The 22805-nt window shown below is 61.4% G+C and carries 24 protein-coding genes and 1 tRNA gene; 9 read left to right on the top strand and 16 right to left on the bottom strand.

Annotated elements, in window-relative coordinates; genetic code table 11:
- Positions 1–5 precede the first annotated feature (5 nt).
- From Q7V20_RS21520 to Q7V20_RS21505, 4 genes are all read left to right on the top strand, one after another.
- Positions 6–593 (top strand): DUF4390 domain-containing protein, encoded by a 588-nt coding sequence (locus Q7V20_RS21520; RefSeq protein WP_304795780.1) that lies wholly within the window; start codon positions 6–8, stop codon positions 591–593.
- 7 nt (positions 594–600) lie between these two features.
- On the top strand, positions 601–2940 hold the full coding sequence (locus tag Q7V20_RS21515; protein ID WP_304795778.1) for a PAS domain-containing sensor histidine kinase: 2340 nt from the start codon (positions 601–603) through the stop codon (positions 2938–2940).
- 31 nt (positions 2941–2971) lie between these two features.
- Positions 2972–3733 carry a response regulator gene (locus tag Q7V20_RS21510; RefSeq protein ID WP_304795776.1) on the top strand — a complete coding sequence of 254 codons (762 nt, stop codon included), beginning with the start codon at positions 2972–2974 and terminating at the stop codon, positions 3731–3733.
- A 44-nt stretch (positions 3734–3777) separates the two neighbouring features.
- Positions 3778–3853: transfer RNA gene (locus Q7V20_RS21505), tRNA-Phe, on the top strand.
- A 138-nt stretch (positions 3854–3991) separates the two neighbouring features.
- Here Q7V20_RS21505 and Q7V20_RS21500 read toward each other — a convergent pair.
- The 5 genes from Q7V20_RS21500 to Q7V20_RS21480 form a co-directional block, all read right to left on the bottom strand.
- The gene (locus tag Q7V20_RS21500; protein ID WP_304795774.1) at positions 3992–4393 is read right to left on the bottom strand and encodes a type II toxin-antitoxin system MqsA family antitoxin; all 402 of its coding nucleotides are present in this window, start codon (positions 4391–4393) and stop codon (positions 3992–3994) included.
- Positions 4394–4395: 2 nt separating this feature from the next.
- Positions 4396–4692 carry a type II toxin-antitoxin system MqsR family toxin gene (locus Q7V20_RS21495; protein ID WP_304795772.1) on the bottom strand — a complete coding sequence of 99 codons (297 nt, stop codon included), beginning with the start codon at positions 4690–4692 and terminating at the stop codon, positions 4396–4398.
- Between the two features lie 82 nt (positions 4693–4774).
- Positions 4775–5530, bottom strand: coding sequence for a tyrosine-type recombinase/integrase (locus Q7V20_RS21490; RefSeq protein ID WP_304795771.1), 756 nt, complete (start codon positions 5528–5530; stop codon positions 4775–4777).
- A 16-nt stretch (positions 5531–5546) separates the two neighbouring features.
- The gene (locus Q7V20_RS21485; RefSeq protein WP_304795769.1) at positions 5547–6893 is read right to left on the bottom strand and encodes a type II toxin-antitoxin system HipA family toxin; all 1347 of its coding nucleotides are present in this window, start codon (positions 6891–6893) and stop codon (positions 5547–5549) included.
- A gap of 10 nt (positions 6894–6903) precedes the next feature.
- A complete protein-coding gene (locus Q7V20_RS21480; protein ID WP_304795767.1) occupies positions 6904–7176 on the bottom strand; it encodes a helix-turn-helix transcriptional regulator in 273 nt (90 codons plus the stop codon).
- Positions 7177–7339: 163 nt separating this feature from the next.
- Between Q7V20_RS21480 and Q7V20_RS21475 the strand changes: the two genes are divergently transcribed.
- The 5 genes from Q7V20_RS21475 (at position 7340) to Q7V20_RS21455 (ending at position 12491) form a co-directional block, all read left to right on the top strand.
- Entirely contained in the window at positions 7340–8146 is an 807-nt protein-coding gene (locus tag Q7V20_RS21475; RefSeq protein WP_304795765.1) for a glycosyltransferase family 25 protein, read from the top strand.
- Positions 8143–9243 carry a glycosyltransferase gene (locus Q7V20_RS21470; RefSeq protein WP_370652539.1) on the top strand — a complete coding sequence of 367 codons (1101 nt, stop codon included), beginning with the start codon at positions 8143–8145 and terminating at the stop codon, positions 9241–9243. Before Q7V20_RS21475 ends, Q7V20_RS21470 begins: the two co-directional genes overlap by 4 nt.
- A 134-nt stretch (positions 9244–9377) precedes the next feature.
- Complete coding sequence (locus tag Q7V20_RS21465) at positions 9378–10238, top strand: glycosyltransferase family 2 protein (RefSeq protein ID WP_304795764.1); 861 nt, start codon at positions 9378–9380, stop codon at positions 10236–10238.
- Positions 10235–11770: a glycosyltransferase gene (locus Q7V20_RS21460; protein WP_304795762.1), complete on the top strand. Its 1536-nt coding sequence runs from the start codon at positions 10235–10237 to the stop codon at positions 11768–11770. Before Q7V20_RS21465 ends, Q7V20_RS21460 begins: the two co-directional genes overlap by 4 nt.
- Before the next feature lie 10 nt (positions 11771–11780).
- Positions 11781–12491 carry a glycosyltransferase gene (locus tag Q7V20_RS21455; protein ID WP_304795760.1) on the top strand — a complete coding sequence of 237 codons (711 nt, stop codon included), beginning with the start codon at positions 11781–11783 and terminating at the stop codon, positions 12489–12491.
- A gap of 6 nt (positions 12492–12497) precedes the next feature.
- Here the strand turns inward: Q7V20_RS21455 and Q7V20_RS21450 are convergent, their stop codons facing one another.
- The 11 genes from Q7V20_RS21450 to rfbF all read right to left on the bottom strand — a co-directional run bounded on the left by Q7V20_RS21450 (position 12498) and on the right by rfbF (position 22803).
- Complete coding sequence (locus Q7V20_RS21450; RefSeq protein WP_304795758.1) at positions 12498–13610, bottom strand: glycosyltransferase family 1 protein; 1113 nt, start codon at positions 13608–13610, stop codon at positions 12498–12500.
- Between the two features lie 2 nt (positions 13611–13612).
- Positions 13613–14407, bottom strand: coding sequence for a class I SAM-dependent methyltransferase (locus Q7V20_RS21445; RefSeq protein ID WP_304795756.1), 795 nt, complete (start codon positions 14405–14407; stop codon positions 13613–13615).
- A 129-nt stretch (positions 14408–14536) separates the two neighbouring features.
- Positions 14537–15466, bottom strand: a complete 930-nt coding sequence (locus Q7V20_RS21440; protein WP_304795754.1) for a glycosyltransferase family 2 protein — start codon at positions 15464–15466, stop codon at positions 14537–14539.
- Between the two features lie 6 nt (positions 15467–15472).
- Positions 15473–16405 (bottom strand): UDP-glucuronic acid decarboxylase family protein, encoded by a 933-nt coding sequence (locus tag Q7V20_RS21435; protein WP_304795753.1) that lies wholly within the window; start codon positions 16403–16405, stop codon positions 15473–15475.
- A 20-nt stretch (positions 16406–16425) separates the two neighbouring features.
- A complete protein-coding gene (locus Q7V20_RS21430) occupies positions 16426–17652 on the bottom strand; it encodes a glycosyltransferase family A protein (protein WP_304795751.1) in 1227 nt (408 codons plus the stop codon).
- A 14-nt stretch (positions 17653–17666) separates the two neighbouring features.
- Entirely contained in the window at positions 17667–18356 is a 690-nt protein-coding gene (locus Q7V20_RS21425; protein WP_304795749.1) for a hypothetical protein, read from the bottom strand.
- A complete protein-coding gene (locus Q7V20_RS21420; protein ID WP_304795747.1) occupies positions 18353–19189 on the bottom strand; it encodes an NAD(P)-dependent oxidoreductase in 837 nt (278 codons plus the stop codon). The genes Q7V20_RS21425 and Q7V20_RS21420 overlap by 4 nt, the downstream gene beginning before the upstream one ends.
- A gap of 2 nt (positions 19190–19191) precedes the next feature.
- The gene (locus tag Q7V20_RS21415) at positions 19192–20418 is read right to left on the bottom strand and encodes a class I SAM-dependent methyltransferase (protein ID WP_304795745.1); all 1227 of its coding nucleotides are present in this window, start codon (positions 20416–20418) and stop codon (positions 19192–19194) included.
- Positions 20415–20975, bottom strand: coding sequence for a dTDP-4-dehydrorhamnose 3,5-epimerase family protein (locus tag Q7V20_RS21410; protein ID WP_304795743.1), 561 nt, complete (start codon positions 20973–20975; stop codon positions 20415–20417). Before Q7V20_RS21410 ends, Q7V20_RS21415 begins: the two co-directional genes overlap by 4 nt.
- Positions 20972–22048, bottom strand: a complete 1077-nt coding sequence (gene rfbG, locus Q7V20_RS21405; RefSeq protein WP_304795742.1) for a CDP-glucose 4,6-dehydratase — start codon at positions 22046–22048, stop codon at positions 20972–20974. Before rfbG ends, Q7V20_RS21410 begins: the two co-directional genes overlap by 4 nt.
- On the bottom strand, positions 22033–22803 hold the full coding sequence (gene rfbF / locus Q7V20_RS21400; RefSeq protein WP_304795740.1) for a glucose-1-phosphate cytidylyltransferase: 771 nt from the start codon (positions 22801–22803) through the stop codon (positions 22033–22035). The genes rfbG and rfbF overlap by 16 nt, the downstream gene beginning before the upstream one ends.
- Positions 22804–22805 lie beyond the last annotated feature (2 nt).

Here is a 22805-nt window from a genome sequence, read left to right as displayed (position 1 = left end):
GCTCGATGCCCCTGTTGCGCCGCCGAGACCTGCTGCAACGCAGTGCCTCTGCACTGCTGACCGCCGCTCTGACACTGACAGGGCTGCCTTCGCTCGCCCAAACTGGCGGCCACCCAGGCATTGAACTGACGCAACTGAGCACCGAGCGTGGCGACGACGGCCTGCTGCTGAGCTACACCGTCCGCCTGGAACTCTCCAAAGATGTGGAAGACGCGCTCTACAAAGGCGTGGCCGTGGTCTTCGTGGCCGAAGCCGAGCTGTTCAAAAGCCGCTGGTACTGGTACGACAAGCCCAAGGTTCGAATCGTGCGCCGTTGGCGCCTGGCCTACCAACCACTCACGCGCCATTGGCGCCTGAGCTTTGACGGCCTCAGCCGCTCCTACAACACCCTGAACGAAGCACTGGGCGTCATGCGCCGATCGTCGCAATGGCGCATCTCCGACAACGTCTCGGGTGAAGACGACCACTACGTCATCTTCAGCTTCCGCCTGGACACCGACGAGTTGCCCCGCCCCATGCAGATCGGCCTGGGCGGCCAGAACGACTGGAACCTGGCCGTGCAGCGCCGCATCACCGTCACACAGGGCCGCTGACGCCACCATGAGCTCGATCAAAGCCAACCGCTGGGCCTGGCTCGTTTCAGCCCTGGCCATGATCGGGGCCGGCCTGGTGCTGGCCTTCATGCTCGTGTTCGCCACGCAAAACGGCGAGCGCTACGAACGGCACTTCGAATGGCTGTTCATCGCCAACATCGCCATCGCCTCCTCGCTGGTGCTGGTGATCCTGCTGGCCCTGGCCCGTTTGGCCGTGCGGCTGCGGCGCCGCAAGTTCGGCAGCCGCTTGCTGCTCAAGCTGGCCGGCATCTTCGCCGTGGTCGGCGTGATCCCCGGCTTGCTGATCTACACCGTGTCCTACCAGTTCGTCTCGCGCAGCATCGAGACCTGGTTCGATGTGCGCGTCGAAAGCGCGCTGGAAGCCGGCCTCAACCTGGGCCGCAGCACCATCGACACCCTGGGCCTGGACCTCGGCAACAAGACACGCCTGGCGGCCGAACGCCTCAGCTCCTCGCCCAACAACAGCTTGGAAGCCTCATTCACCCCCGGCGTGCTCGACCTCGAACGCGTGCGCGAGCAGCTTGGTGCGCAATCCGTGGCACTGATCAGCGAGACCGGGCAATTACAGATCGGCGCCGGCAGCGAGACCCTGCCCCTCATGTCGGCCGAGCGCGTGCCGCTGAGCATGCGGCAGGACGCCCGCAACAAAGGCGTCGTCAGCCTCATCGAAGGCCTGGAAGAAAAAGGCGACCCGGCAGCCCCTGCGCCGACCAACAGCGTGAACAACGATGCCCGCATCGTCGCGCTGGCCTGGATGCCCGACCGCAGCTTCAGCCTGCAAAGCAAAGGCCACTACTTGATGGTCACACAGAAGCTGCGCGCCGACCTGGTCAAAAACGCCCTGGACGTGCAGAACGCCTACCGCGAATACCAGCAACGATCGCTGGGCCGTGAAGGCCTGCGGCGCATGTACATCGGGACCTTGACCCTGGCCCTCATCCTGGCCGTGTTCGGTGCCTTCTTGCTCGCAGCGATCCTGGGCCAGCAACTGGCCCACCCCTTGCTGCTGCTGGCCGAAGGCGTGGACAAGGTGGCCAAGGGCGACCTCAGCCCCAAAGCCATTTTCGCCAGCCACGATGAACTCGGCGGCCTGACGCGCTCTTTCGCCGCCATGACCCAGCAGTTGTCCGACGCCCGCATCCTGGCCCAGCGCAGCGTGGCCGAGCTCGACAGCGCACGCGGCCACTTGCAAACCATCCTGGACAACCTCACCGCCGGCGTCATCGTGTTCGACGAACACGGCAACATCGACACCGTGAACCCCGGCGCCACGCGCATCCTGCGCTTGCCCTTGTCGGCTTACCGAGGGCGCCCCCTGTCCGACGTTCCCGGCCTGGAAACTTTCGCGGCCAGCTTGAACGAGCGCTTCGAGCTCTACGCCAGCGACCCCACGCCGGGAGAACGTCAGCAATGGCAAGAATCGTATGAATTGCAACTGAACCCGCAACAAGAACCTCAGACCCTGCTGGTGCGCGGCGCCGACCTGCCGCCAGATGCCAACCTGATCGTGTTCGACGACATCACCGAGGTCGTCTCGGCCCAGCGCGCCGAAGCCTGGGCCGAGGTGGCCCGGCGCGTGGCCCACGAAATCAAGAACCCGCTCACGCCCATCCAGCTGTCGGCCGAGCGCCTTCAACTCAAGCTCGAAGACAAGCTCGATGAGCCGGGACGCTCATTGCTCAACCGCTCGGTCAACACCATCGTCACGCAGGTGCAGGCCCTCAAGACCTTGATCAACGAGTTCCGCGACTACGCCCGCCTGCCCACGGCCAAGCTCGTGCCGCTGGACTTGAACGCCCTGATCACCGATGTGCTGGCCCTGTACGGCCATGCCATCGACAAGGGCCTGCTGGTGACCGAACTGACGCCCGAGTTGCCCACCATACTTGGCGACGCGACCTTGCTGAGGCAGGTGGTGCACAACCTGGTGCAGAACGCTTTGGACGTCGTCAACGACCATCCGCCCACCGATCAGCCCGCCCAAGTCATGGTGCGCACCGACATGCCGCGCCACCCCGATGGCAGCGTTCGCGCGGTCAGGCTCGCCGTGCGCGACAATGGGCCTGGCTTTTCAGACAAAATACTCAAGCGGGCTTTCGAGCCCTACGTCACCACCAAAGCAAAAGGAACAGGCCTCGGCTTGGCCGTCGTCAAGAAAATCGCCGATGAACACCATGCCCTGGTGCGCATCCGAAACCTTGAAAACCCCGTCACAATGACCGCACCCCCAGGCAAGTCCCCGGAAGAAGTCGTTTGGAGAGGGGCGCAAGTTTCGTTATCATTTTCAAAGCTGTCATCCACATTACCTCTGGCTGGTACACACTAGTCGTGTTCCGACTACCGAGGACATTAAATTCATGGCCACCATTCTTGTAGTTGACGACGAACTGGGCATCCGTGCCCTGCTCTCAGAAATCCTCACCGACGAAGGTCATTCCGTCGAAGTCGCTGAAAACGCAGCGCAAGCTCGCACCATGCGAGAGTCCTGCAAGCCAGACCTGGTCTTGCTCGACATCTGGATGCCCGATGTAGACGGCGTCACGCTGCTCAAGGAATGGTCCGCCAACGGACAACTCACGATGCCCGTGATCATGATGTCCGGCCACGGCACCATCGATACCGCGGTCGAGGCCACCAAGTTCGGCGCCCAAGCCTTCCTTGAAAAACCGGTGACCATGCAAAAGCTGCTGCGCGCCGTTGAGCAAGGCCTCACCAAGCCCGCACCACGCGCCACCAACTCGTCGGCCCCGGTGCACCTGGCCACGGTCACGCCCATCACGGCCGCACCGTCGTACAGCAGCATGATGCAACCCAGCCTGGCGGCAGTGCGCATCGAAACGCACCACCCGGTGGACAACAGCCACCACCATGCGCCGGCCAACCATGGCTTTGCGGCGCATCAAGCGCTGTCGCACGAGCAAAGCTTCGAGCTTGACCGCCCACTGCGCGAAGCGCGTGATGACTTCGAGCGCGCCTACTTCGAGTTCCACCTGGCCCGCGAAGGCGGCAGCATGACCCGCGTGGCCGAGAAGACTGGCCTGGAGCGCACTCACCTGTACCGCAAGCTCAAACAATTGGGCGTGGACTTGAGTCGCAACAAGAAAGCGGCTGCAAACTGATGTATACTTTTGGTCTTCGCTGATGAAGCGAATGAAGTCAAAAAGGCCAAGTAGCTCAGTCGGTAGAGCAGCGGATTGAAAATCCGCGTGTCGGTGGTTCGATTCCGCCCTTGGCCACCAGTATTCATGGGCCCTGCAAGCTGTTCTAGCTCGCGGGGCCCTTCTACATTTCGGGCCTCTGCTCTACAAAACAGTCGGCCAGGAAGAAGGCGCCCCACCGTTGCCAGAGGGGCGCCCAATACCGTGGTGCGATGGCCTTTACCCGGCCCTGACCTCGCCCAACAAATCGGGGTGGCGGTCAAGCACTTTGAGCAGCTTCACCAAGGCCAAGGGCGGCTTGGTCTTGCCGTTCTCGTAGCGAGAAAACGCATTGACGCCGCCGCCAAAGATCTCAGCGGCTTCGCGCTGATCAAGTGCCAGCTTCTTGCGCACTTGGGCAATGAAGCCAGGGTCAACAATCGCCGCATTCACCTGCTTGTTGAAGTCCAGCATCGCCGCGCTGGTGCGCGTCGATTCCGCCAGGTCAAGCACCACCTCGCCACAAGCCGGGCAGTAGTCGCCGCTCACGGCCGGGATGGTGGTCGATTCACCTTTGTAGGTGTAAGGCATGTCACGGGTGTCATGCACCAGTTTCGCCGCCGCACAAGTTGGGCACTTCATGTTCACAACTCCTTGAAGGACACGATCAGCACGTCATCAATGACCGTGAGTTTCAGATAGACCTCACCGACTGGCGTGCTGGGCCTGTACACGTCTTGCCAAACACGGTGGTCAGCGTGCGTGGTCATGCTCTTGTAGAAATCCGCCGTGGTCATGGTCTGGATCACACCGATGATTCCACCGAAGTCCAAACCCAAAGCCGCACCACCCGCCAGTGCTGACATGGTGGAGCGGACCTTGCCCGCTTCGATCAATGCTTTGACCAGAGACAGCTTGCAATGAGGCGAGCCTTTTTCCATGATTGAATTTAACCTAGTTGGTTTAATTTGGCAAGTTGGTTAATTATCCACCTGGCCAGAATTTGAAGTTCAGCGGCATGCCTCAGCGCAGCGGCTTAACCCGCTCACCGGTTCGGCGCTTCACGTAGTGCTCAGTCATTTCCCGCCGCTTGTGGCCCAACAGCACCTGGGCATGAGCCAGGTCGCCCGTGTCGGTAGCGGCCTTGGCCCGGATGTCCCGGAACTGGAACGACACGCCCGCCGCCTTGCGGGCCTTGTCAAAGCGTGAACGCAGGGCATCGGTGCGCAGAGGCTTGCCGTCATCGTCCTGGATCAGAAACGCGCTGACGCGCTCACGTGGTCGGGCGTTCATCCGGTCGATCAACGCTTTCAACTCGCCGGTCACCTCAATGGCCCGCTTGGCGCCCGTCTTGTTCTGGACGATCCACAAGGCACCATCATGGATGTCAGCGCGCTTGATCTTCAGCACGTCGGCGGGCCGCTGGCCGGTCAGCAAGGCAATGTCCATGGCATCGCGCACCGTGGGGTGCGCAGCTTCCCGCACAGCCTGAAATTCGACATCGCTCACGTACCGGTCGCGGCCCAACTCTTTGAAGCCCTTGACGCCCTGGCAAGGGTTTGGCGCGTCGGTGTAGCCCCACTCCCTGGCCCGGTTGAATAAATGGCTCAAAAGGGCCTTCTCGCGGTTTGCACGGCACTTGGCGGCCTGGCCTCGCTTGTCCAAGTAGGCGCGCACATGGTGCGGCTTGATTCGGTCGATCTGCACGCGGTTGAACACGGCCCTCAGCAGCTCCAATTCCTTGAGGTTGGTCGCCGCCGCACAAGTTGGGCACTTCATGTTCACAACTCTAAATTCAAAAGCCCCTCAGCTTGCCTGCCGCATCCTGCAGACCACCAAGAACGCTGTCCGCCAGCATCCCCGGAAAGTCCTTCGGCAGCATGGTCCGCACAGCCTCCACCACCTGCGGCGTGCGGTCGATCAGGTCATCAATGACGAACTGAGCCGGACGACCGTCCGGCGTGAGCACGCCGTGCCGCTCACCCACGGCCAGCCAATGTCGGCGCTGAATGTCACGCATATTCCAATGCACGTTTTTTGAGCAGACCGCCATCGCCATCCTGGCCTTGAAGGGCGAAAGCTTTCCAGGGCCTTCACCCAGCACCGGGTAGGCCGACAGCACGTCGTAAAGCGGTGTGAGCTGGTACTGACCTGCGGGGCGCAAGAACAAGCTGAAGTTCTTGGCGTGGCCATCGGTGGCGCACAGCATCCAGAACAAAACCTGCGCCTGGAAGAACGTCCGCCTGTCGCGGTCTCGATCCATGGATCCTGCCAGCACGTCCATGATGGCGTCGATGCCCGGTCCGCCTTCGTTCTCGTACTTGGCCAGTGGTGGCACGCCCGTGGCCTGGCACAGGTCCTCCTGGGGCAAGCGGATGAGTCGGCTTTCTCCAGTGGGGCTGCGCCACCATGCACGGTCGAAGCGCTCAACCGAGAGCACTTTCAGATCCTCGAATTGCAGGGGCTCGCAGTTCGCGACAGGCAGCCCATACGCCTTCAGGATCAAAGCGCACAGCCACTCGTTTTCCACCGACTCGCTCATGTCGAACTTCAGGCCGCCCACCAAGCCCAAGGGCAGCTTGAAGATGTGCGTCGTCGCAGTTGCGCCCTGCGGCTGGCACCATTGGCCATCGATGGACAGCAGCGCCGTCTTTTCTTGCGCGCCCGCAATCGAGATGCGAAAGTCCTCATCGTCGTGGCCCAGTGGCGCGGGTGCCATGGCTCCGCGCAGCACTGTGGCAACTTCTGCCTCACTCAAGGGCGTGGCTTGGACCGTGTGCACACCAGCGGGCACGGCATGCTCCGGCAGAATTTGCAGTGCCCCTACGCAGTCCCGACCAATCTGGGCCAGCAAGTCGAAGGCCTCGGTGGAGCCCGTGTGAAACCGGCGCGCCACGCGCTCGCGGATCGCCTTGCTGTCGGGCAGCAGGTTCTCAAAGTAAGCCCGCACTTTCTCGCCGCGGTGGGGGGCATTGCCAGGGATGAAAGGCAATGACAAGGACAGCGGCCGGCCCTGCCGCGAGTTGGCCCAATCGGGTGCGTACTGCAGCACTTCGCCTGAATTTGGCAGGTTGCGCCAGGTGCCCACAAAGTCACCATTCATCCAAAGACCCAAGGTGCGGGTGTGTGAAAGTCGCCCCATGATGCTCGCCTTACCAGGTCGGCCCGGAAGATGCCGCATCCGAGGGCTTCACTGCGTCGCCAGGCGATGACTGACGCATCACGAGCTCCACGCCCAAGATGCTCAGCAGCCGCATCAGCCGCTCAACGCTCACCTTCTCGGCATTGCGCTCAAGCGCGGACATGGTCTGCTGGGTCACCCCCAGGCGAAGGGCCGCCTCTGCTTGCGTCAAACCTGCTTCCTTTCGGAAGGCCTGTAGCAAGGTCGGCAACTGCTCCGAGGTGCGAATGATGAAGTCAATCATACAAATCTAAGGCTGTTTTTATGATTTACAAATGATAGTTTGTTTATCGGGAATACACAAGATGATTTGTATTTTCGAGCCCAGAAACACGCCAACGATCTGCCACAATCCTGCCTCCTGACCCACGGCTAAGCTCAAAGCCCCGTCAGAGAAAGCGCACCAGATGCAGATCCTGATCATCAATTTGCCCCGACACAGTGATCGCCTGGCATTTCAGAAAACACAGATGGACAAGCTCGGGCTATCTTTTGAGCTGGCCCATGCGGTCGATGCCGCCACCCTGCCCGAGGCCACCTACAACAGCTTGGCCAACACCTGGGAACGGCCCTTGCGGAAAGCCGAAGTGTGCTGCTTCCTGAGCCACCGCAACGCCTGGCAATCCGTGGTGGACAGTGGCCAACCCGCGTTGATCCTTGAAGACGACGCCGTGTTGGCCAACACCACACCCGAGCTTCTGGCTGAGCTGTCCACGCTGAAAGACATCGACCTGGTGGTGCTGGAGATTCGAGGACGCAAGAAGATCATGGGCAAGCGCACCACCCGCATCACCCCGGCCTTTGGCTTGCTGGATTTGTTCCAGGACCGCACCGGCTCGGCGGGCTACGTGGTGTGGCCCTTGGGCGCGCAGAAGTTGCTGGCCAAGGCGAACCAGGGACTGGCCGGCCCCTCCGACGCGTTCATCAGCAGCCACTACGCCTTGCGCGCCTTGCAGGTCGAACCCGCCGCCATCGTCCAGCTGGACATGTGTGAGCACTATGGATTGAGGCCGGCAGCAGGCGGCCACTCGTCCATTGGCATCGTCGGCAGGCCCCAGGTCGAGAAGAAATCCAAAGCCTTGTTCGTTTACCGCCGCCTCATGTCACAGCTGCGCATTGGATGCCGCATATTGAGCGTTCTCCACAAGGCTGAACGTCGGCACGTGCGGCTGGACAAAACTCAGTTCAGCATCGCCCCAAGGGCCAACAAGTGACCCCATCAAAAAAAACTGAACCAGTGCGCGTACTGCATTTTGTCTCCGGCGGGTTTTCCGGCGCAACCCAGGTGGCGATCGATTTAGTCAAGGCAGCGAATGGCACCTCCGTGCAACCGCTTTTGGTGCTCAGGCGCAAACGCCAAATCCCCACAACCCGCGTCGAATCTTTGAAAGACGAAGGGGTGCCTGTTGAAACCGTGTCCGGCTTGAACCATGCTGCGTCGATATGGCAACTCAAACAAATCTGCCTGCGTTTCAAACCGCAAACACTGGTCGCACACGGATTCAGCGAACACTTGATCGGGCGCTATGCAGGCCTCTGGGCTGGTGTCCCCAACTTGATTCACGTCGAACACAACTCGCGAGAACGCTACACCTACTTGCGCCTGAAACAGGCTCGTTGGCTGGCTCACCGAACCCGGCACATCATCGGCGTCTCCGAGGGCGTGAAGGGCCGGTTGCTGGAACTGGGCTTTCCTTCGGAAAAGGTCATCAGCATCCCCAATGGAATCGCCCTTGGCAAGTTCCAGGACGCCGAGACGATCTCTTATTCTTCGCGCGCACCAAACATCGTCATGTGCGCTCGCTTCTCGGGGCAGAAGGACCATGAGACGGCCATTCGTGCTTTGAAGCTGCTCAAGGAAACCGGGCTGACACCCAAACTGCTTCTGGCTGGCGGCGGCAAACAGCGCTACAGAAACAAGGCCGAAACACTCAGCAAAGAATTGGGGCTCAAGGACCAAGTCGTTTTCATCGGCCTGTGCAAAGATGTGCCCGCCTTGCTGAAGCAGAATCAAATTTGCCTGCTCAGCACCCATTACGAAGGCATGCCACTGGCCTTGATTGAAGGCATGGCCGCCGGTTGCGCCGTGGTGGCCAGCCAGGTCGTTGGCATCAAGGAGATCATCGACCACGACCGCAATGGGCTTCTCGTGCCAGAAGGATGCCCGGCGGACATGGCCAACGCGCTGCGGCGCCTGCTCACGCAGCCTGAGCAAGCCGCCACGCTGGCTCAACATGCTCGTCAAGACGCTTTGGCCAGGCACGGTGTCGAACTCATGCGTCAGCGCTACCAAGCGCTGTTCACCGCCTGAGGAGTCAAAGCACGCCGTGGTGTCCTGACTCCAAAAGCAAGTCCACTTCCCTGGCAAAATTGCGCATGCTCAGCACTCCGCCTGTCCAAACCCCGGCTTCGCAAGCCGGAGATCTCGATCGAGTCACCGTGGTCATGGCCACGTACCACAGTGGACATTGCGCGCCTGAACTGGGGCGCTGCCTCGCGGCGTTTCCCCATGTCACGGTGATCGATAATGCCAGCAGTGACGACACGGTGGCCCAAGTGCGTGAGCACCTCCCGCATGCCCGGATCATCGTCAATGAACGCAACCGCGGTTTTGGCGCTGCCAACAATCAGGGCGTCTGGGCCGCCACCACCGAGTTCGTGCTCTTGCTCAACCCGGATTGCGTCATTGGCGCCGATGACGGCATAGCCATGATTCAGGCGGCCGACCGGTATCCAAAAGCCTCAGCCATCGGCCCACAACTGTCGGGAAAAAGGGGCTACCTGGATTTGAGCTATGGCTGGACGCCCGGTTCATGGTCACCAAAAGGCCCAGGCGCCGAGGCCGACACCTGCGTGGGATTCATCTCTGGCGCATGCATGCTGATTCGGCGCGAAGCCATGATCCAGATTCAAGGCTTTGACGAAGACTTCTTTCTTTATCAGGAAGACACCGATCTCTGCATGCGCCTTGCCCAGCAATGCGGCGAGCTGATCCTGGCGCCCAAAGCCACCGTCAAGCACCTGTCCAGAAGCTCCAGCAGCGGCAAGGGGCGCTTCAAAGCCGAGTACCTCCGTGGATATCACCATATCCAGTCCAAGTTTTTATTTGAGCTCAAGCACCTGGGTGTGCAAGTGTCCACGGCACGCCGCTGGCGGTATTGCGCAACGGCCGCACTGGAAATGCTGGCACGAGTTCTGGTGCTGGACGTGGTTCGGGCCACGCGGGTATTCGGTCGGGTCATAGGGGCAATACGCTACCCACGTGACAGAAAGCTACGCAGAACCGACGCCAAACACGTCATATGATTGCCGCAATAAAGAAGCTGCTTCGGCAGTGGAACCGCCAGCGGCTGGCGCGGCGCCAACTTGGCAAAGCGCGCCAGTACAAGGCTCGCCTTGATCTGGCACAGCGCCGTCATCAACTGGGCAATGGCATTGCCGGGCCTTTCCCCGTCATCGCGTGGGGTGTGCTAACCCATATGGCCACAACAGCCGAACAAGCCAGGTGTCTGCGCGGCATCGCCACGGCTAGCGCGCAAGCACGCGGGCAGGCCAACAGCCTAGTGCTCACCGGCGACACCCACCACGTCATGATGACAGAGGCCTTTAAGACGGGCTGCGGGGCATACATCGCAGTGGACGCACGAGGAGCACCCCATCCAGACGCGTTGACCGCACTGCTACAGATGCACATGGCCGCCGACGGCGCCGCACTCATCGACGCCACGATCTTTCCGCAGCAACACCCAAAATCCTTCGAGCCGAACACCTACGACACGCCCTGGGTCCAGCGTGTGTGCATGCTAATCCCCCGCACGCTGTACGAGCAAACGCTGGGCTTCGATCCCTCGCTGCCCGCACCACAGGCCGACATCGCCTTGTCCGAGCGCGCCAGGGCTTTGGGCTTCAAGGTCAAGACCTGTCCGGCGGCTCTGTATTTCATGACTCCAGAGGCAAGTAGTCCGGCGGCAGACACCAAAAGCACCGGCAGGTTATCGGTCGTCTGCCGATTCCACGACGTACGCCGTCTCAGCGAACTCAAACGGGCCGTGTTCTCGGTGGCTTGCTCGGCCTACCCAGACATCGAGCTGCTTATCGTCACGCAGAACTTTACAGCCGCAGACATCGTCGTCGTCCAGCGCGCCGTCGCAGCCATCGCTCAACTCGCGCAAAATCCCCCTTCCGTCCAGATCGTCAACCACCCATGCACCCCCGGCAAGGACGCGCGCACCGAGTTGCTCAACCTGGGCGTGGTGCGCTCCACCGGCCGCTACCTGGCCTTCCTGGATCACGACGACGTCATCTACCCCGAAGCCTATGGTCTCTTGATTGGCGAGCTAGCCCAGACCCAAGTTGGCATAGCCTTCGGTGGAATCGTCACCAAGCACTTCGAATGCTTCGACGAGGTCAGCCAGCTCAGACACACGGACCCGCTCAACCAACAAGGATCCTTAAGCGCCTTGTTCAAGATGAACTGCTGCCCGATCCACAGCTATGTAATAGACAAGTCCCGCATCTCTGCGCACGACCTCCGGTTCGATGAGCAACTGGTGCGCTACGAGGACTACGAGTTCCTGCTACGCATCTGCGCCCACCACCTCTCCTCATTCAAGCACTACCGGACTGCGATCGGCGACTACTACATGAAAGACGACGGTAGCAATTCGACCTTGTATCTGGCCAGCAGCGCGTCATCCGCAAACCAGGCCATGTGGATGGAGGCCAAGAGCCGGATCACCCAGCGCAAACAGGAGATCCACCTGAACTCGGCAGTGCTTGAACAACTCAAGCTGGCCAGCCCACTCAATCCCATGTCAATTGCGGACTACAACGCCTGAACGCCCAAGCATGCTGCTATCGATCATCACCATCAACCTCAACAACGCGGAGGGCCTGAGGCGCACCCTACGCTCTATCGGCCCGTTGCTGTCAGACCAGGTTGAGCACATCGTCATCGATGGCCAATCCTCAGACAGCTCGGGCGAGGTCATCGCGCAATATACTGCTGGCCGCTCGCATGTCCGCACCATCTGCGAATGCGACACGGGCATCTACAACGCCATGAACAAGGGCATCGACTTGGCCAGAGGCCATTACATCGCCTACATCAACTCGGGCGACGAAGCCATCCCAGACGCATATGCTCGCTACCTCGACGTGATAGGCAGCCGCCGCAGCGATGTGTTCTACGCGAAAACCCAGGTGCGACCAATCGACGAGCAGCCTGTGTTCATCCATGAGCGTCACCCCGACAAGCTCTACCGAGACACGCTGCCGCACCTGACCTGCGCTGTGCGCAAATCGGTACTGCAACAACTCCAGGGCTTCGACGAGAGCTACCGAATCTGCGCCGACCGCGACCTGATGATCCGCCTGCAACAAGCCAATGCCAGCTTCTCTTTCCACGACGACGTCGTCAGCATATTCGAGCTGGGCGGCGTATCGTCTGGCCGATCGACCAAGATGGAGAATCTGGAGATCAACCGCAAGCACCGCTTCATCGGGCTCTTGAGGTACCACCTCAAGAGAGGCCTCTACCGACTCAAATCGAAGGCATAGCGTGCTTCAAGCTCCCAGAACTTGGCGGTAGACGGCCAGAGTTTCGTCAGCACAGCGTTGCCATGAATAGAGCCCCGCCCGCTGCCGCCCCCGTTGGATCAGGTCCGCGCGCAGCGTGCTGGAGTCCTTGACCTCCTCCAGAGCGCGCCGGATGTCATCAACGTCGTCCGGATCGACGTAGTACGGCGCATCGCCCAAAACCTCTGGCATCACACTAGCTTTGCTGCAAACCACCGGGCAGCCCATGTGCATGGCCTCCAGCGGCGGCATACCAAAGCCCTCATAGCGGGACGGATAGACCATGGCCAGCGCAGCGCCCATGTGCGCACCCAAAATGCCATCGTCGCCACCCACGAACGCCACGTTGCCTGCGGCTTGACCCACAGACAGGCCCAGGCTCTGGATCAAGGTGATCTCAGAGGTCTGAGCCACACCTCCGCCAAAAGCCACAAGGCGCAAATCACGGCGCAAACTCGGGCTGGCCGCAAACGCCCGCAACAGGCTCTCGAAATTCTTGTAGCCCTGCCGATTGCCCACAAACAGAAAGAAAGGCGGACCAGGCGGAAGCAAAACCTGGAATGCGTCCAGCTCACTAATGCCATGGTGAACCACCGAGGTTTTGCCAACCGGAGTGCCAAAACGATCGACCAGATCCTGCCGAGTTCGTTCGGACACGCAGATTACGTGGTCGGCCCGCTGCACAGCAGCCCGCATGGTGGCCGCCACCTTGTCATTGGGCGAATACTCAGCGGCGAAGATCTCGTGGATCAGGTCATGGACCGTGACCACCCGAGGCACCAGGCCTGCATGCCGATCGCCTTCATCCGGGCGGTAATAGGTTTCGTGCAGAACATCAATTTCGGCTCGGCGCAAGTAGAAGTCGGAGTAAGCCGCATTGCCACGCCTGATTTTGTTGGCCAGTGCCTTGTGATACGACTGGACATAAAGGCCTGAAACCTTGAAGCCAGGTCTGGCCAAATGCATGTTCACATGCATGCCTGGCGCACACATCACCCGCACACCATGGGTTTGCATGGCACGCCCAATTTCCGCGAAGTACCGTGAGATGCCCCCTCGCGACTGCAAACCGAAAATTTGTTCATCAAAACCAATGTTCATAACTAGCCAGCGCCCTGCTGGTCTGGCTTGGCCAACATCTCGTAGTCGCTCCATGTCCTGGACTTCAGCCCCTTGCGCGCCATTTTCAGGAAACGCTTGCGACGTTTTATTAACTGATTCCAGAGGAACTCATTGACGCTAGCACGCGTGAACAGATGAAACGAGCGCCCATCGGACAACAAACGCATGCTGTGTCGAGCGGCCATCCACTCCAGCGTGCGGCGCCTGAAGAAACCGATGTGCTGCCCATGATCCAGACCGTAGTACCACCAATCCTTCGCGGCCGGGGTGGGCTCGGGCGCGAACTCCGTTGAAATCAAGAGCGAGTCCGCTGACTCCAGCAAGGCATTGAGTTCCTCCATCGGCTGAACGAAATGCTCGAACGACTCGAATGATGTCGCCAAGAACGCATGCTGCCCATCATCTTCAAAACCACGCGCGAGCTGATTTTGAGCGTATTTGTCAGACCAGAGGGCATCCACACCAACATCACGCAGCATGCGCACCAGCACCCCATACCCACCAGCAACATCTATCACTCGCCCGTGCTTGCCACCCAATATCCACAAGGTGATCAAGGTCCCCTCCATGCAAAACTGATTGCGCGCCAGTATTCCAGTATCGGACGAGTTGATCGCCGACGAATAGGCTTCCTCCAGCCAATGAGGTTCCTCCGTTTGGATGTAGGCGCACTGTGGGCATTCGTAGTACGCGACATCGTGCCTCAACAGTTTGGTTGACCAAATGTGTTGCGCCATCGAACCACAGACGCGGCAAACCAGTTCTTTGCTTTTCATGCAACGATCAATCAAAGGAAAGTAAGACAGCACGATTGCTTCACGCAAGACCCCATGTCATGCAGAACAAGCTCAACTACTCCCGAGACTAGCTAAAAAAGGCAAAATTTATCGCGCACCGAAGCGAACTCAATGCCCGCGCAGCAGCAGCGCTTTCAAGCGTCGACCCAGCACACGCCGCGCCGAATAACGCTTAAGCGGGAACAGGTTTGCACCCGACCAGTTGTCGGCCGCCACGTTGTTCTGCACCTGCTCCGGATGCACCAAGGGTTGCGACAATGAATGCATTTGCAGGTTAGCCAATTTGCTTTCCGCATCCACCGTGTGCGTGGCACCCGCACCGAATCCGACATTGGAGATGAGGTTGACCGCCGGCGCACACGTGAGGCCACCTAGGCGCCAGCAGGTGAAGTTCCACTGATAATCCCAAGTGTCGATCTCGCCTGCGGCCACCTTGCTGAAGCAGTCTATCCAGAAGCGGCGCAGCGGCGCGTTATCAGGGAACACGCCTTTGAGCACCTGCTCGCCCAGCTCGGTGTTCCAAGCCTTCATGCCCACGTCATAGTGAGTCCAGGCGCGGCGCCAGGTGGCCCAACCCCAGATGTGGTTGAACTTGGAGAAGTAATACGACTGCTCAATGGCGATACCACCACCTTCGGTCACGAAGTTATCGCCGGTGATGCACATCACGCGCGCGTCGTCGCTGTATCGATTCAGCAGCTCGTCACAGTAACCAAAGAAACTGGGATCGGGCAGGCAATCGTCCTCCAGGATGATGCCCTGCTCTTCGTTCTCGAAGAACCAGTTGATGCCGCCGGACACCGCCTTAAGGCAACCCAGGTTTGCCTCGCGGAACAATGTCTTGACCTCACACGGCCAGTCCACTTGCGTGACGATGCGGCGCGCCTCGGCGCAGCGCTCGGCCTCATCGAGTCGGCCCGCGCGAGCCCCATCGGCCGCGATGTACAGGCGCGGTGGCCTGGCCCGGCGTATCGCTTCGAACACCTGGGTGGTAGTGTCCGGCCGGTTGAAGATCAGGAACAGAACAGGGGTGTTCATGGCGGATCAGGCGAGCACGCCACGGAAGTAATCGATGGTTTTCTGCAAGCCTTCCTGCAGGTTCACCCGGGGCGTCCAGTCCAGCTTTTTCTTGGCCAGCGAGATGTCGGGCTGGCGTTGGCGAGGGTCATCGCTGGGCAGGGGCTTGAACACCAGCTTAGACGTCGATCCGGTCAAGGCCAGCACGGACTCAGCCAGCTCCAGCATGGTGAACTCGTGGGGATTGCCAATGTTGATCGGGCCTGTGAAATCGGGGCCGGTGTCCATCAGGCGCAGCATGCCTTCGAGCAAGTCATCGACATAGCAAAAGCTGCGTGTCTGATGCCCGTCGCCATAGATGGTGATGTCTTCGCCTCGCAGCGCCTGCACGATAAAGTTGCTGACCACGCGACCATCGCTCGGGTTCATGCGCGGCCCGTAGGTGTTGAAGATGCGCATGACCTTGATGTCCAGCTTGTGCTGGCGGTGGTAATCGAAGAACAAGGTCTCGGCGCAACGCTTGCCCTCGTCATAGCAACTGCGGATACCGATGGGGTTGACCTTGCCCCAGTAGCTTTCAACTTGCGGGTGTACTTCCGGGTCGCCATAGACCTCGCTGGTCGAGGCCTGCAAGATGCGCGCGCGCACCCGCTTGGCCAGGCCCAGCATGTTGATCGCGCCGTGGACGCTGGTCTTGGTGGTCTGGACCGGGTCGTGCTGGTAATGGATGGGGCTGGCTGGGCAGGCCAGATTGAAGATGCGGTCGACCTCCACGTACAGCGGGAAGGTCACGTCGTGACGCATCAGCTCGAAACGCGGGTGGCCGATCAGGTGGCTGACGTTGGCCTTGCTGCCGGTGAAGAAGTTGTCCACGCACAGGACATCATCGCCACGCTCGATGAGGCGGTCGCACAAATGAGAGCCGAGAAAGCCGGAACCGCCTGTGATCAGTACTCGCACATTGTTTCCAATTCAAAAAATCAAAGGCCGATCTTGCGCTTGAGTCGCTTGGTCAGCGTGGAGCGGGTCGTGGTGATCTGGTCGGCGCTGAAGCCCTGGCTGAGCACATGCGCCACCAGCGCCGCGTCGTCCACGTCCTGGATGCCCAGGTCCCATGAGCGCGCGATCTCGATGCCCCGTGGCGTACGCAGCCCAGCCACATAGCCGTGCAGCGATTCGCCCAAGGTCGGGCGCCCCATCTGGCCGCGCTTGACCTTGGGGATGGCGGGCACGGGGGCGGACAGATCCAGCGAGAAATGCGCGGCCATCTGGGCCACCGCCGCCTTGACCGCATCGCGCGTGCGCTCGTTGGCATTGTCCAACGCACCCTTGAGCATGGCCGCGTGGTTGACCTTGTAGGGGGCACAGCGCTCGGGGAACATCTCGGCCAGCTTGGCAAAGGCTTCGCCCGCCGCAATCTCGAAGCTGGGGCAGTTCACATACCCTGCGCTGAATTCGATGTCGTTCTCGACATTGAACTTCTTGAACTCCTCGCCAGCACCCACGGGGTGCATGGCCGACGCGCCATTGCTCTTGGATGATGCCCCGGCGATCACGAAGGACTTGTGCGAGAAGGCATACCGGTCTACCGAGATGGCCGTGGCAAAGGCGGCATAGGCGTCGGGCGTGATGGAGTTGAAATACCGGCCGTTCTTGTAGGCCTTGTCCAGCACCCGCTTGTGGACGAAGCCACAATAAAGGTTGGGCAGGTCAAAGCAATAAGGCGCCTTGAAATTCAGCGTCCGCTCAATCCATTCTTTGGAATTTCTGATCTCGACGTCGTCGCGCAACTGGCCGAACGACAGCCGTCCCGCAATGCTTTGGTCCATGAAATTGGGCCAAACATACGAGGCCTGCCGGCACGACACTGCATCGACCCCATGCTGCCTGGCCAGCGCGCTGGCGTATTCGACTGCATCAGGCATCACCCCATCGTCAGAGCCGATGCACATCACAAAGCCCTCGGTGGCGTGGCCCAGCGCGAAGTCGAAGTGCCCGGCCATGCTCAGCCGGTGGCCCGGGTTGATGTAGCGCAGGCGCGGCGAGGCAAACCCCTCGACCACCGCTTTGGTGTTGTCGGAGCTGACGTTGTCGCTGACGATGATTTCCAGGTTCTCGTAGCGCTGCCTCAAGCACGTCTTGATGGTGGCCGCCAGGGTTTCAGCCCGGTCGCGCGTCGGGATGATGATCGTGAATTTTTCCAACATGAGCCTCGATGCCCTCAGGGCGACGGAGAACCACCGGCCGAAGCCACAACGGCCCCCCGGTCATAGTATTCATCCGCATAGTATTTGTTCAGTTCCTTGAAGACCGGGCGGCCGCTCTTGCCCTGAAAGACATAGCAGTTGCCCGGCGTCGAGGTGTTCACCAGGGACACCCCCGCGCTGAGGACCGTGTTCTCTTTCACCACGCAGTTGCCGACGATACACGAACCCGGGAACATGACCACGCCATCTTCGAGAACGGGCCGATGCGCCCCCTGGCGGCCCACAGTGCAGTTCTGGTGCACGACCAGGTAGTCGCCATAGTCAGCCTTGGCAAACACCGCGCCCACCGTGTGCCCGATGAAGAAATGCGTCGGCATCTCGATTTCATAGAACAGGTCCAGCCCGTTCAAGGCCTTGTTCAGCAGGAACAGCCTCACGGGCAACTCGGTGCCGCCATCTTGCAGCCAGATCCTGCGCGACAGCTGGTAGATGAAGACGGCGTACTGCCACGACACCAGGTAGTCGAAGCCTTTGTTGCGAACCGTCTTCAGGGCCGACAAGCCCGTGACGGCGTCAAGCAGCGCGGCCTCGAAGTGATCCCGCACGCCAGTGCCCAGGTCAACACCATCCGGCACCAGGTGCTGGATCTGGCGCTCCACATAGCCCGCGTCAAAGCTTCTGGCCAACAGCTGCGCCGCACTCACAGGACATCCCTCTGCCCCACCACACACGGCGGATCGAAGGCGCCCGCCGCACGGATGCCGAACTTCAGCAAATCGCGCTGACCGTATTCGTCGGCGATGCTTTCAGCCAACTGGCGCACCGTCACGGGCACGCCCGAACACACATTGAACGCGCCTTGCCGCTCGCTCAAGGCCAGGTCCACGATCTGGCGCGCGGCTTCCCGCACGTCCAGGAAGTCCCGGATCTGCGTGCCGCCGCTCAGTTCTGCCACTTCGCCCACAGCCAGCTTGCTTCGCAGATAGGCTACCAGGCGCCGACTGTCTTCGCCTTCGCCGTGCAGGTAGAACAGACGCGCCCACGCGAAAGACATGCCCTGCCGCGCCAGCGCCTGCGACAAGGCCAGGTAGGCCGCCGCCTTGGCCGCCGCATACGGCGTGCTGGGCTTGAGCGGCGTGCTCTGCGCGGACATGAAGCCGGCGCTCAGGTCGTATTCGGCGCAGGTGCCGATGCCCACAAAGCGTTTGACACCCGCCTGAACCGCACCCTGAGCCATGGCCAGGGTGCCGCTCAGGCAATCCAGGTTCTTGGGCGACAGCTGGTATTTGCCGGGCTCCGCGTACCAAGCCAGGTGGACGATCAAGTCCACGCCCTTGCACGTATCGGCCCACCACTGCGCGGTTTCCGCAAACAAATCGGGCGAGGTGGTGATCTTCGCGCCCGATGCAGTGATGTCGTCAGGCCAGGGGCCGGTACGCTCGCGCAAGACCAGGTGAAGCTCGCAGGGCTGGGCCGACAAGGCCTGGAGCACCTGCCGGCCAACAAAACCCGAAGCACCAGTGAGCAAAATGCGCACGGTCAGATCACCTCCAGGCGAGGCACGCCCACGACGAAGCGGCCGCCCCAGGCACGGATGTAGTCCAGCTGGCTGGTGACCTCGTCGCGCAGGTTCCAGGGCAGGATCACCACGTAGTCGGGCTGCTGTGCTTTCAGATGGGCTTCGTCGACGATGGGCACGCGGCAGCCTGGCATGTACTGGCCTTGCTTGGCCGGGTTGCGGTCCACCACATAGGGCAGCAGGTCGGGCTTGATGCCGGCGAAGTTCATCAAGGTATTGCCTTTGGCGGCGGCACCGTAGGCTCCCACGCGCTTGCCTTCGCGGCGCGCCTCGATCAAGAAGGCGAGCAGGTCGTTCTTCACGCGCTCGGCCTGGGCCTGAAAGCCCTCGTAGTAGGCGGCCGAGCTCACGCCCAGCGCCTGCTCTTGCGCAAGCAGCGCACCCACCGCGCCTTCGACCGCATGCCGCCCGGTGCCCGATGGCTGCGCATACACGCGCAGGCTGCCACCGTGCGTGGGCAGTTGCTCGACGTCGAAAACCGTCAGCCCGTTGTGCGCGAAGATGCGCTGGGCGGCCGTCAAGGAAAGGTAGGAATAGTGCTCGTGGTAGGCCGTGTCGAACTGGCTGTCGCGCACCATGTTGACCAGGTGCGGGAACTCGAAGGTGGCCACGCCTTGCGGCTTGAGCAAGCGCGCGAAGCCCGACACGAAATCGTTGATGTCCGGCACGTGCGCCAACACATTGTTGGCCGCCATCAGGTCTGCCTGCTTGCCTGCGGCCACCAGTTCATCGGCCAGGGCCACGCCAAAGAAGCGCTCCACGATCTCGATGCCCAGGCGCCGCGCCGCCACGGCGGTGCTGGCCGTGGGTTCGATGCCGTAGTTGGGGATGCCCGCCTTCTGCACGTATTGCAGCAGGTAGCCATCATTGGCCGCCACTTCGACCATGCACGCATCCTTGCCCAGCTTGAAGCGCTCGACCATGGCAGAGACATAGCGCTCCGCATGCTTGAGCCACGAGCTGGAGAAGGAGCTGAAGTAGGCGTAGTCCTCGCTGAACAAGGCTTCGCGGCCTGCATAGTCTTCGGTCTGTACCAGCCAGCAGGTCTCGCACACCAACAGTCGCAAGGGGAACCATGTCTCGGGCGCGTTCACCTTGTCGGCCGACAAATAGGCGTTGGAGGGCGGGGCAACGCCCAGGTCCAGAAAAGGCAGGTGGAGTCCACTGCCACAGTGGCGGCATTTCACAATCGAATTCCTTTGAAACTTTCACTGATCCAGGGGTGCGCTTGGTCCCTGGCCGACAGCTCGGTCATGGGCAAAGGCCAGGCAATGTCCAGGATGGCATCGCGCGGATTCAGGCCTGCCTCGGACTGCGGGGCATACGCGGCCGAGTGGCAATACAGCAGTTCGGCATCATCGCTCAGGCTTTGAAAGCCATGCGCGAAACCCTGAGGGATGAGCAAGGCCGTGAGGTTGTCACTGGACAGGCGCTCGGCGTGCCATTGCAGGTAGGTGGGCGAGCCCGCGCGCAGGTCCACCGCCACATCCCACACCTCGCCACGCACGCAGCTGACCAGCTTGATCTCGGCATGCGGCGGGTGCTGAAAATGCAGGCCGCGCACGGTGCCTCGCAAAGCGGTGTAGGTGTAGTTGATCTGCGCGATGGGCTGGTGCCAGCCAGCTGCGCCCAGTTCTTCAGCGCAAAACAGGCGGGACAAGAAGCCGCGGCTGTCGCCCAGGCGCTGGCGTTGCACCCTCTTCAAGCCCGCCAGCGGCAGGTCGGTGACGCTGAAGCGGCTCATGCAGCGGCCTCGAAAGCGGCGATGTCGCGCTCGCACAGCGCCCGGGTATCGGTGCCCGGCTGCAGCTGGTGGCGGTACCAGGCCATGGTCCGGCTCACCGATTCGTGCAGGTCCCAGCGCGGCACCACGCCCAGCCGCGTGCGGGCCTTGGCAACGTCCAGCGCCAGCCAGCCAGCTTCGTGCGGGCCCGAACTGCCATCGCCATAGCTCACTTCGCCTTGGCCAAAACCCACCCGCGCCAATTCCACCACCGTTTGCACAGTGGCGGCTTCGCTGGTGTCCGGACCCAGGTTGTAGGCCCCGCTCAAATCCGGCAAGTCCCATAGTTTTTGCGCCAGGGTCAGGTAGCCGTGCAACGGCTCCAGCACATGCTGCCATGGCCGGATCGCCATGGGACGGCGCACTTCCAACGGCTGTTGGGCGCTCCAGGCGCGCACCGCGTCGGGGATCAGGCGGTCTTCCGACCAGTCGCCCCCACCGATCACGTTGCCCGCCCGTGCGCTGGCCACGGCCACGCCCTGCGCACTCAGGAAGGCGTCGCGGTAGCTCGCGATCACGATCTCGGAGGCCGCCTTGCTGGCGCTGTAGGGGTCATGGCCGCCCAGCACGTCATCCTCGCGGTAAGGCCAGCACCATTCGTTGTTGCGGTAGACCTTGTCGGTGGTAACCATGACGGCCACACGCACGCAGTCCAGGCCGCGCAGCGCCTCCAGCAAGTGGGCCGTGCCCATCACATTGGTCGAGAAGGTCTCCAGCGGCTGCCGGTAGCTGGCGCGCACCAAGGGCTGGGCCGCCAGGTGCAGCACGATCTCGGGCCTGGCCTGGCGAACGATGGCAGCCAGCCCGGCCGCATCACGAATGTCGGCCAGATGGCTGTCCATCCCGGCGGCGATGCGCGCCAGCTCGAACAGCTGAGGCGTGGTGTTGGGTGGCAAGGCCACACCCGTGACCTGGGCGCCCAGCTTTTGCAGCCACAAGGCCAGCCAGCCGCCCTTGAAGCCCGTGTGCCCGGTCAGCAGAACGCGCTTGCCAGCCCAGAATGCGGCAGGGTCCGGATTCACCATGTTTTCCATGGCGCGGCACCTGAGCTCCACAGCTCTTCGAGCTGGGTTTTGTCACGCAAAGTGTCCATGGGCTGCCAGAAGCCGCCGTGCTCCCAGGCCCGGAGCTCGCCTTGCTTGGCCAGGGTCTCCAGGGGGCCGGATTCCCAGGTGGTGCTGTCGCCGCCGATCAGCGACAGAACCTTTGGTGACAGCACGAAGAAGCCGCCATTGATGAGCCCGCCATCGCCCCGGGGCTTTTCGGTGAAGCCCGAGACCTGCTGGCCTTGCAACTGCAAAGCGCCATAGCGGCCCGGCGGCTGCACGGCGGCGATGGTCGCCAGCTTGCCGTGCGCGCGGTGGAACGCGATCTCGCTCCGGATGTCGATGTCCGACACGCCATCACCGTAGGTGAAGCAAAATGCTTCGTCGTCCCGGATGTAATCGGCCACGCGCAGCAGTCGCCCGCCCGTCAAGGTGTTGTCGCCAGTGTCGACCAGGGTCACGCGCCACGGCTCGGCCTTGCGCTGGTGGACTTCCATCGTGTTGGCCTGCATGTCGAAGGTCACGTCCGACATGTGCAAGAAATAGTTGGCGAAATATTCCTTGATGACATAGCCCTTGTAGCCGCAGCAGATCACGAAGTCATTCACGCCATGGGCCGAATACATCTTCATGATGTGCCAGAGGATAGGCTTGCCGCCAATCTCGATCATGGGCTTGGGCCTCAGGTGCGTCTCTTCAGATATGCGGGTCCCGAGACCGCCCGCCAGGATGACGGCTTTCATGA

The sequence above is a fragment of the Aquabacterium sp. genome, assembly GCF_030652515.1.
Classification (GTDB): Bacteria; Pseudomonadota; Gammaproteobacteria; order Burkholderiales; family Burkholderiaceae_C; genus Aquabacterium.
This window is presented reverse-complemented; position numbering and strand designations above follow the sequence as displayed.

Coding starts and splice junctions, on each gene's coding strand:
- Q7V20_RS21460 (WP_304795762.1), top strand. CDS start 10,235: ATGATTGCCGCAATAAAGAAGCTGCTTCGGCAGTGGAACCGCCAGCGG.
- Q7V20_RS21445 (WP_304795756.1), bottom strand. CDS start 14,407: ATGAAAAGCAAAGAACTGGTTTGCCGCGTCTGTGGTTCGATGGCGCAA.
- Q7V20_RS21455 (WP_304795760.1), top strand. CDS start 11,781: ATGCTGCTATCGATCATCACCATCAACCTCAACAACGCGGAGGGCCTG.
- Q7V20_RS21490 (WP_304795771.1), bottom strand. CDS start 5,530: ATGAAGTGCCCAACTTGTGCGGCGGCGACCAACCTCAAGGAATTGGAG.
- Q7V20_RS21440 (WP_304795754.1), bottom strand. CDS start 15,466: ATGAACACCCCTGTTCTGTTCCTGATCTTCAACCGGCCGGACACTACC.
- Q7V20_RS21485 (WP_304795769.1), bottom strand. CDS start 6,893: ATGGGGCGACTTTCACACACCCGCACCTTGGGTCTTTGGATGAATGGT.
- rfbG (WP_304795742.1), bottom strand. CDS start 22,048: ATGGAAAACATGGTGAATCCGGACCCTGCCGCATTCTGGGCTGGCAAG.
- Q7V20_RS21410 (WP_304795743.1), bottom strand. CDS start 20,975: ATGAGCCGCTTCAGCGTCACCGACCTGCCGCTGGCGGGCTTGAAGAGG.
- Q7V20_RS21500 (WP_304795774.1), bottom strand. CDS start 4,393: ATGAAGTGCCCAACTTGTGCGGCGGCGAAACTGGTGCATGACACCCGT.
- Q7V20_RS21465 (WP_304795764.1), top strand. CDS start 9,378: ATGGCCACGTACCACAGTGGACATTGCGCGCCTGAACTGGGGCGCTGC.
- Q7V20_RS21480 (WP_304795767.1), bottom strand. CDS start 7,176: ATGATTGACTTCATCATTCGCACCTCGGAGCAGTTGCCGACCTTGCTA.
- rfbF (WP_304795740.1), bottom strand. CDS start 22,803: ATGAAAGCCGTCATCCTGGCGGGCGGTCTCGGGACCCGCATATCTGAA.
- Q7V20_RS21515 (WP_304795778.1), top strand. CDS start 601: ATGAGCTCGATCAAAGCCAACCGCTGGGCCTGGCTCGTTTCAGCCCTG.
- Q7V20_RS21430 (WP_304795751.1), bottom strand. CDS start 17,652: ATGTTGGAAAAATTCACGATCATCATCCCGACGCGCGACCGGGCTGAA.
- Q7V20_RS21450 (WP_304795758.1), bottom strand. CDS start 13,610: ATGAACATTGGTTTTGATGAACAAATTTTCGGTTTGCAGTCGCGAGGG.
- Q7V20_RS21495 (WP_304795772.1), bottom strand. CDS start 4,692: ATGGAAAAAGGCTCGCCTCATTGCAAGCTGTCTCTGGTCAAAGCATTG.
- Q7V20_RS21520 (WP_304795780.1), top strand. CDS start 6: ATGCCCCTGTTGCGCCGCCGAGACCTGCTGCAACGCAGTGCCTCTGCA.
- Q7V20_RS21510 (WP_304795776.1), top strand. CDS start 2,972: ATGGCCACCATTCTTGTAGTTGACGACGAACTGGGCATCCGTGCCCTG.
- Q7V20_RS21475 (WP_304795765.1), top strand. CDS start 7,340: ATGCAGATCCTGATCATCAATTTGCCCCGACACAGTGATCGCCTGGCA.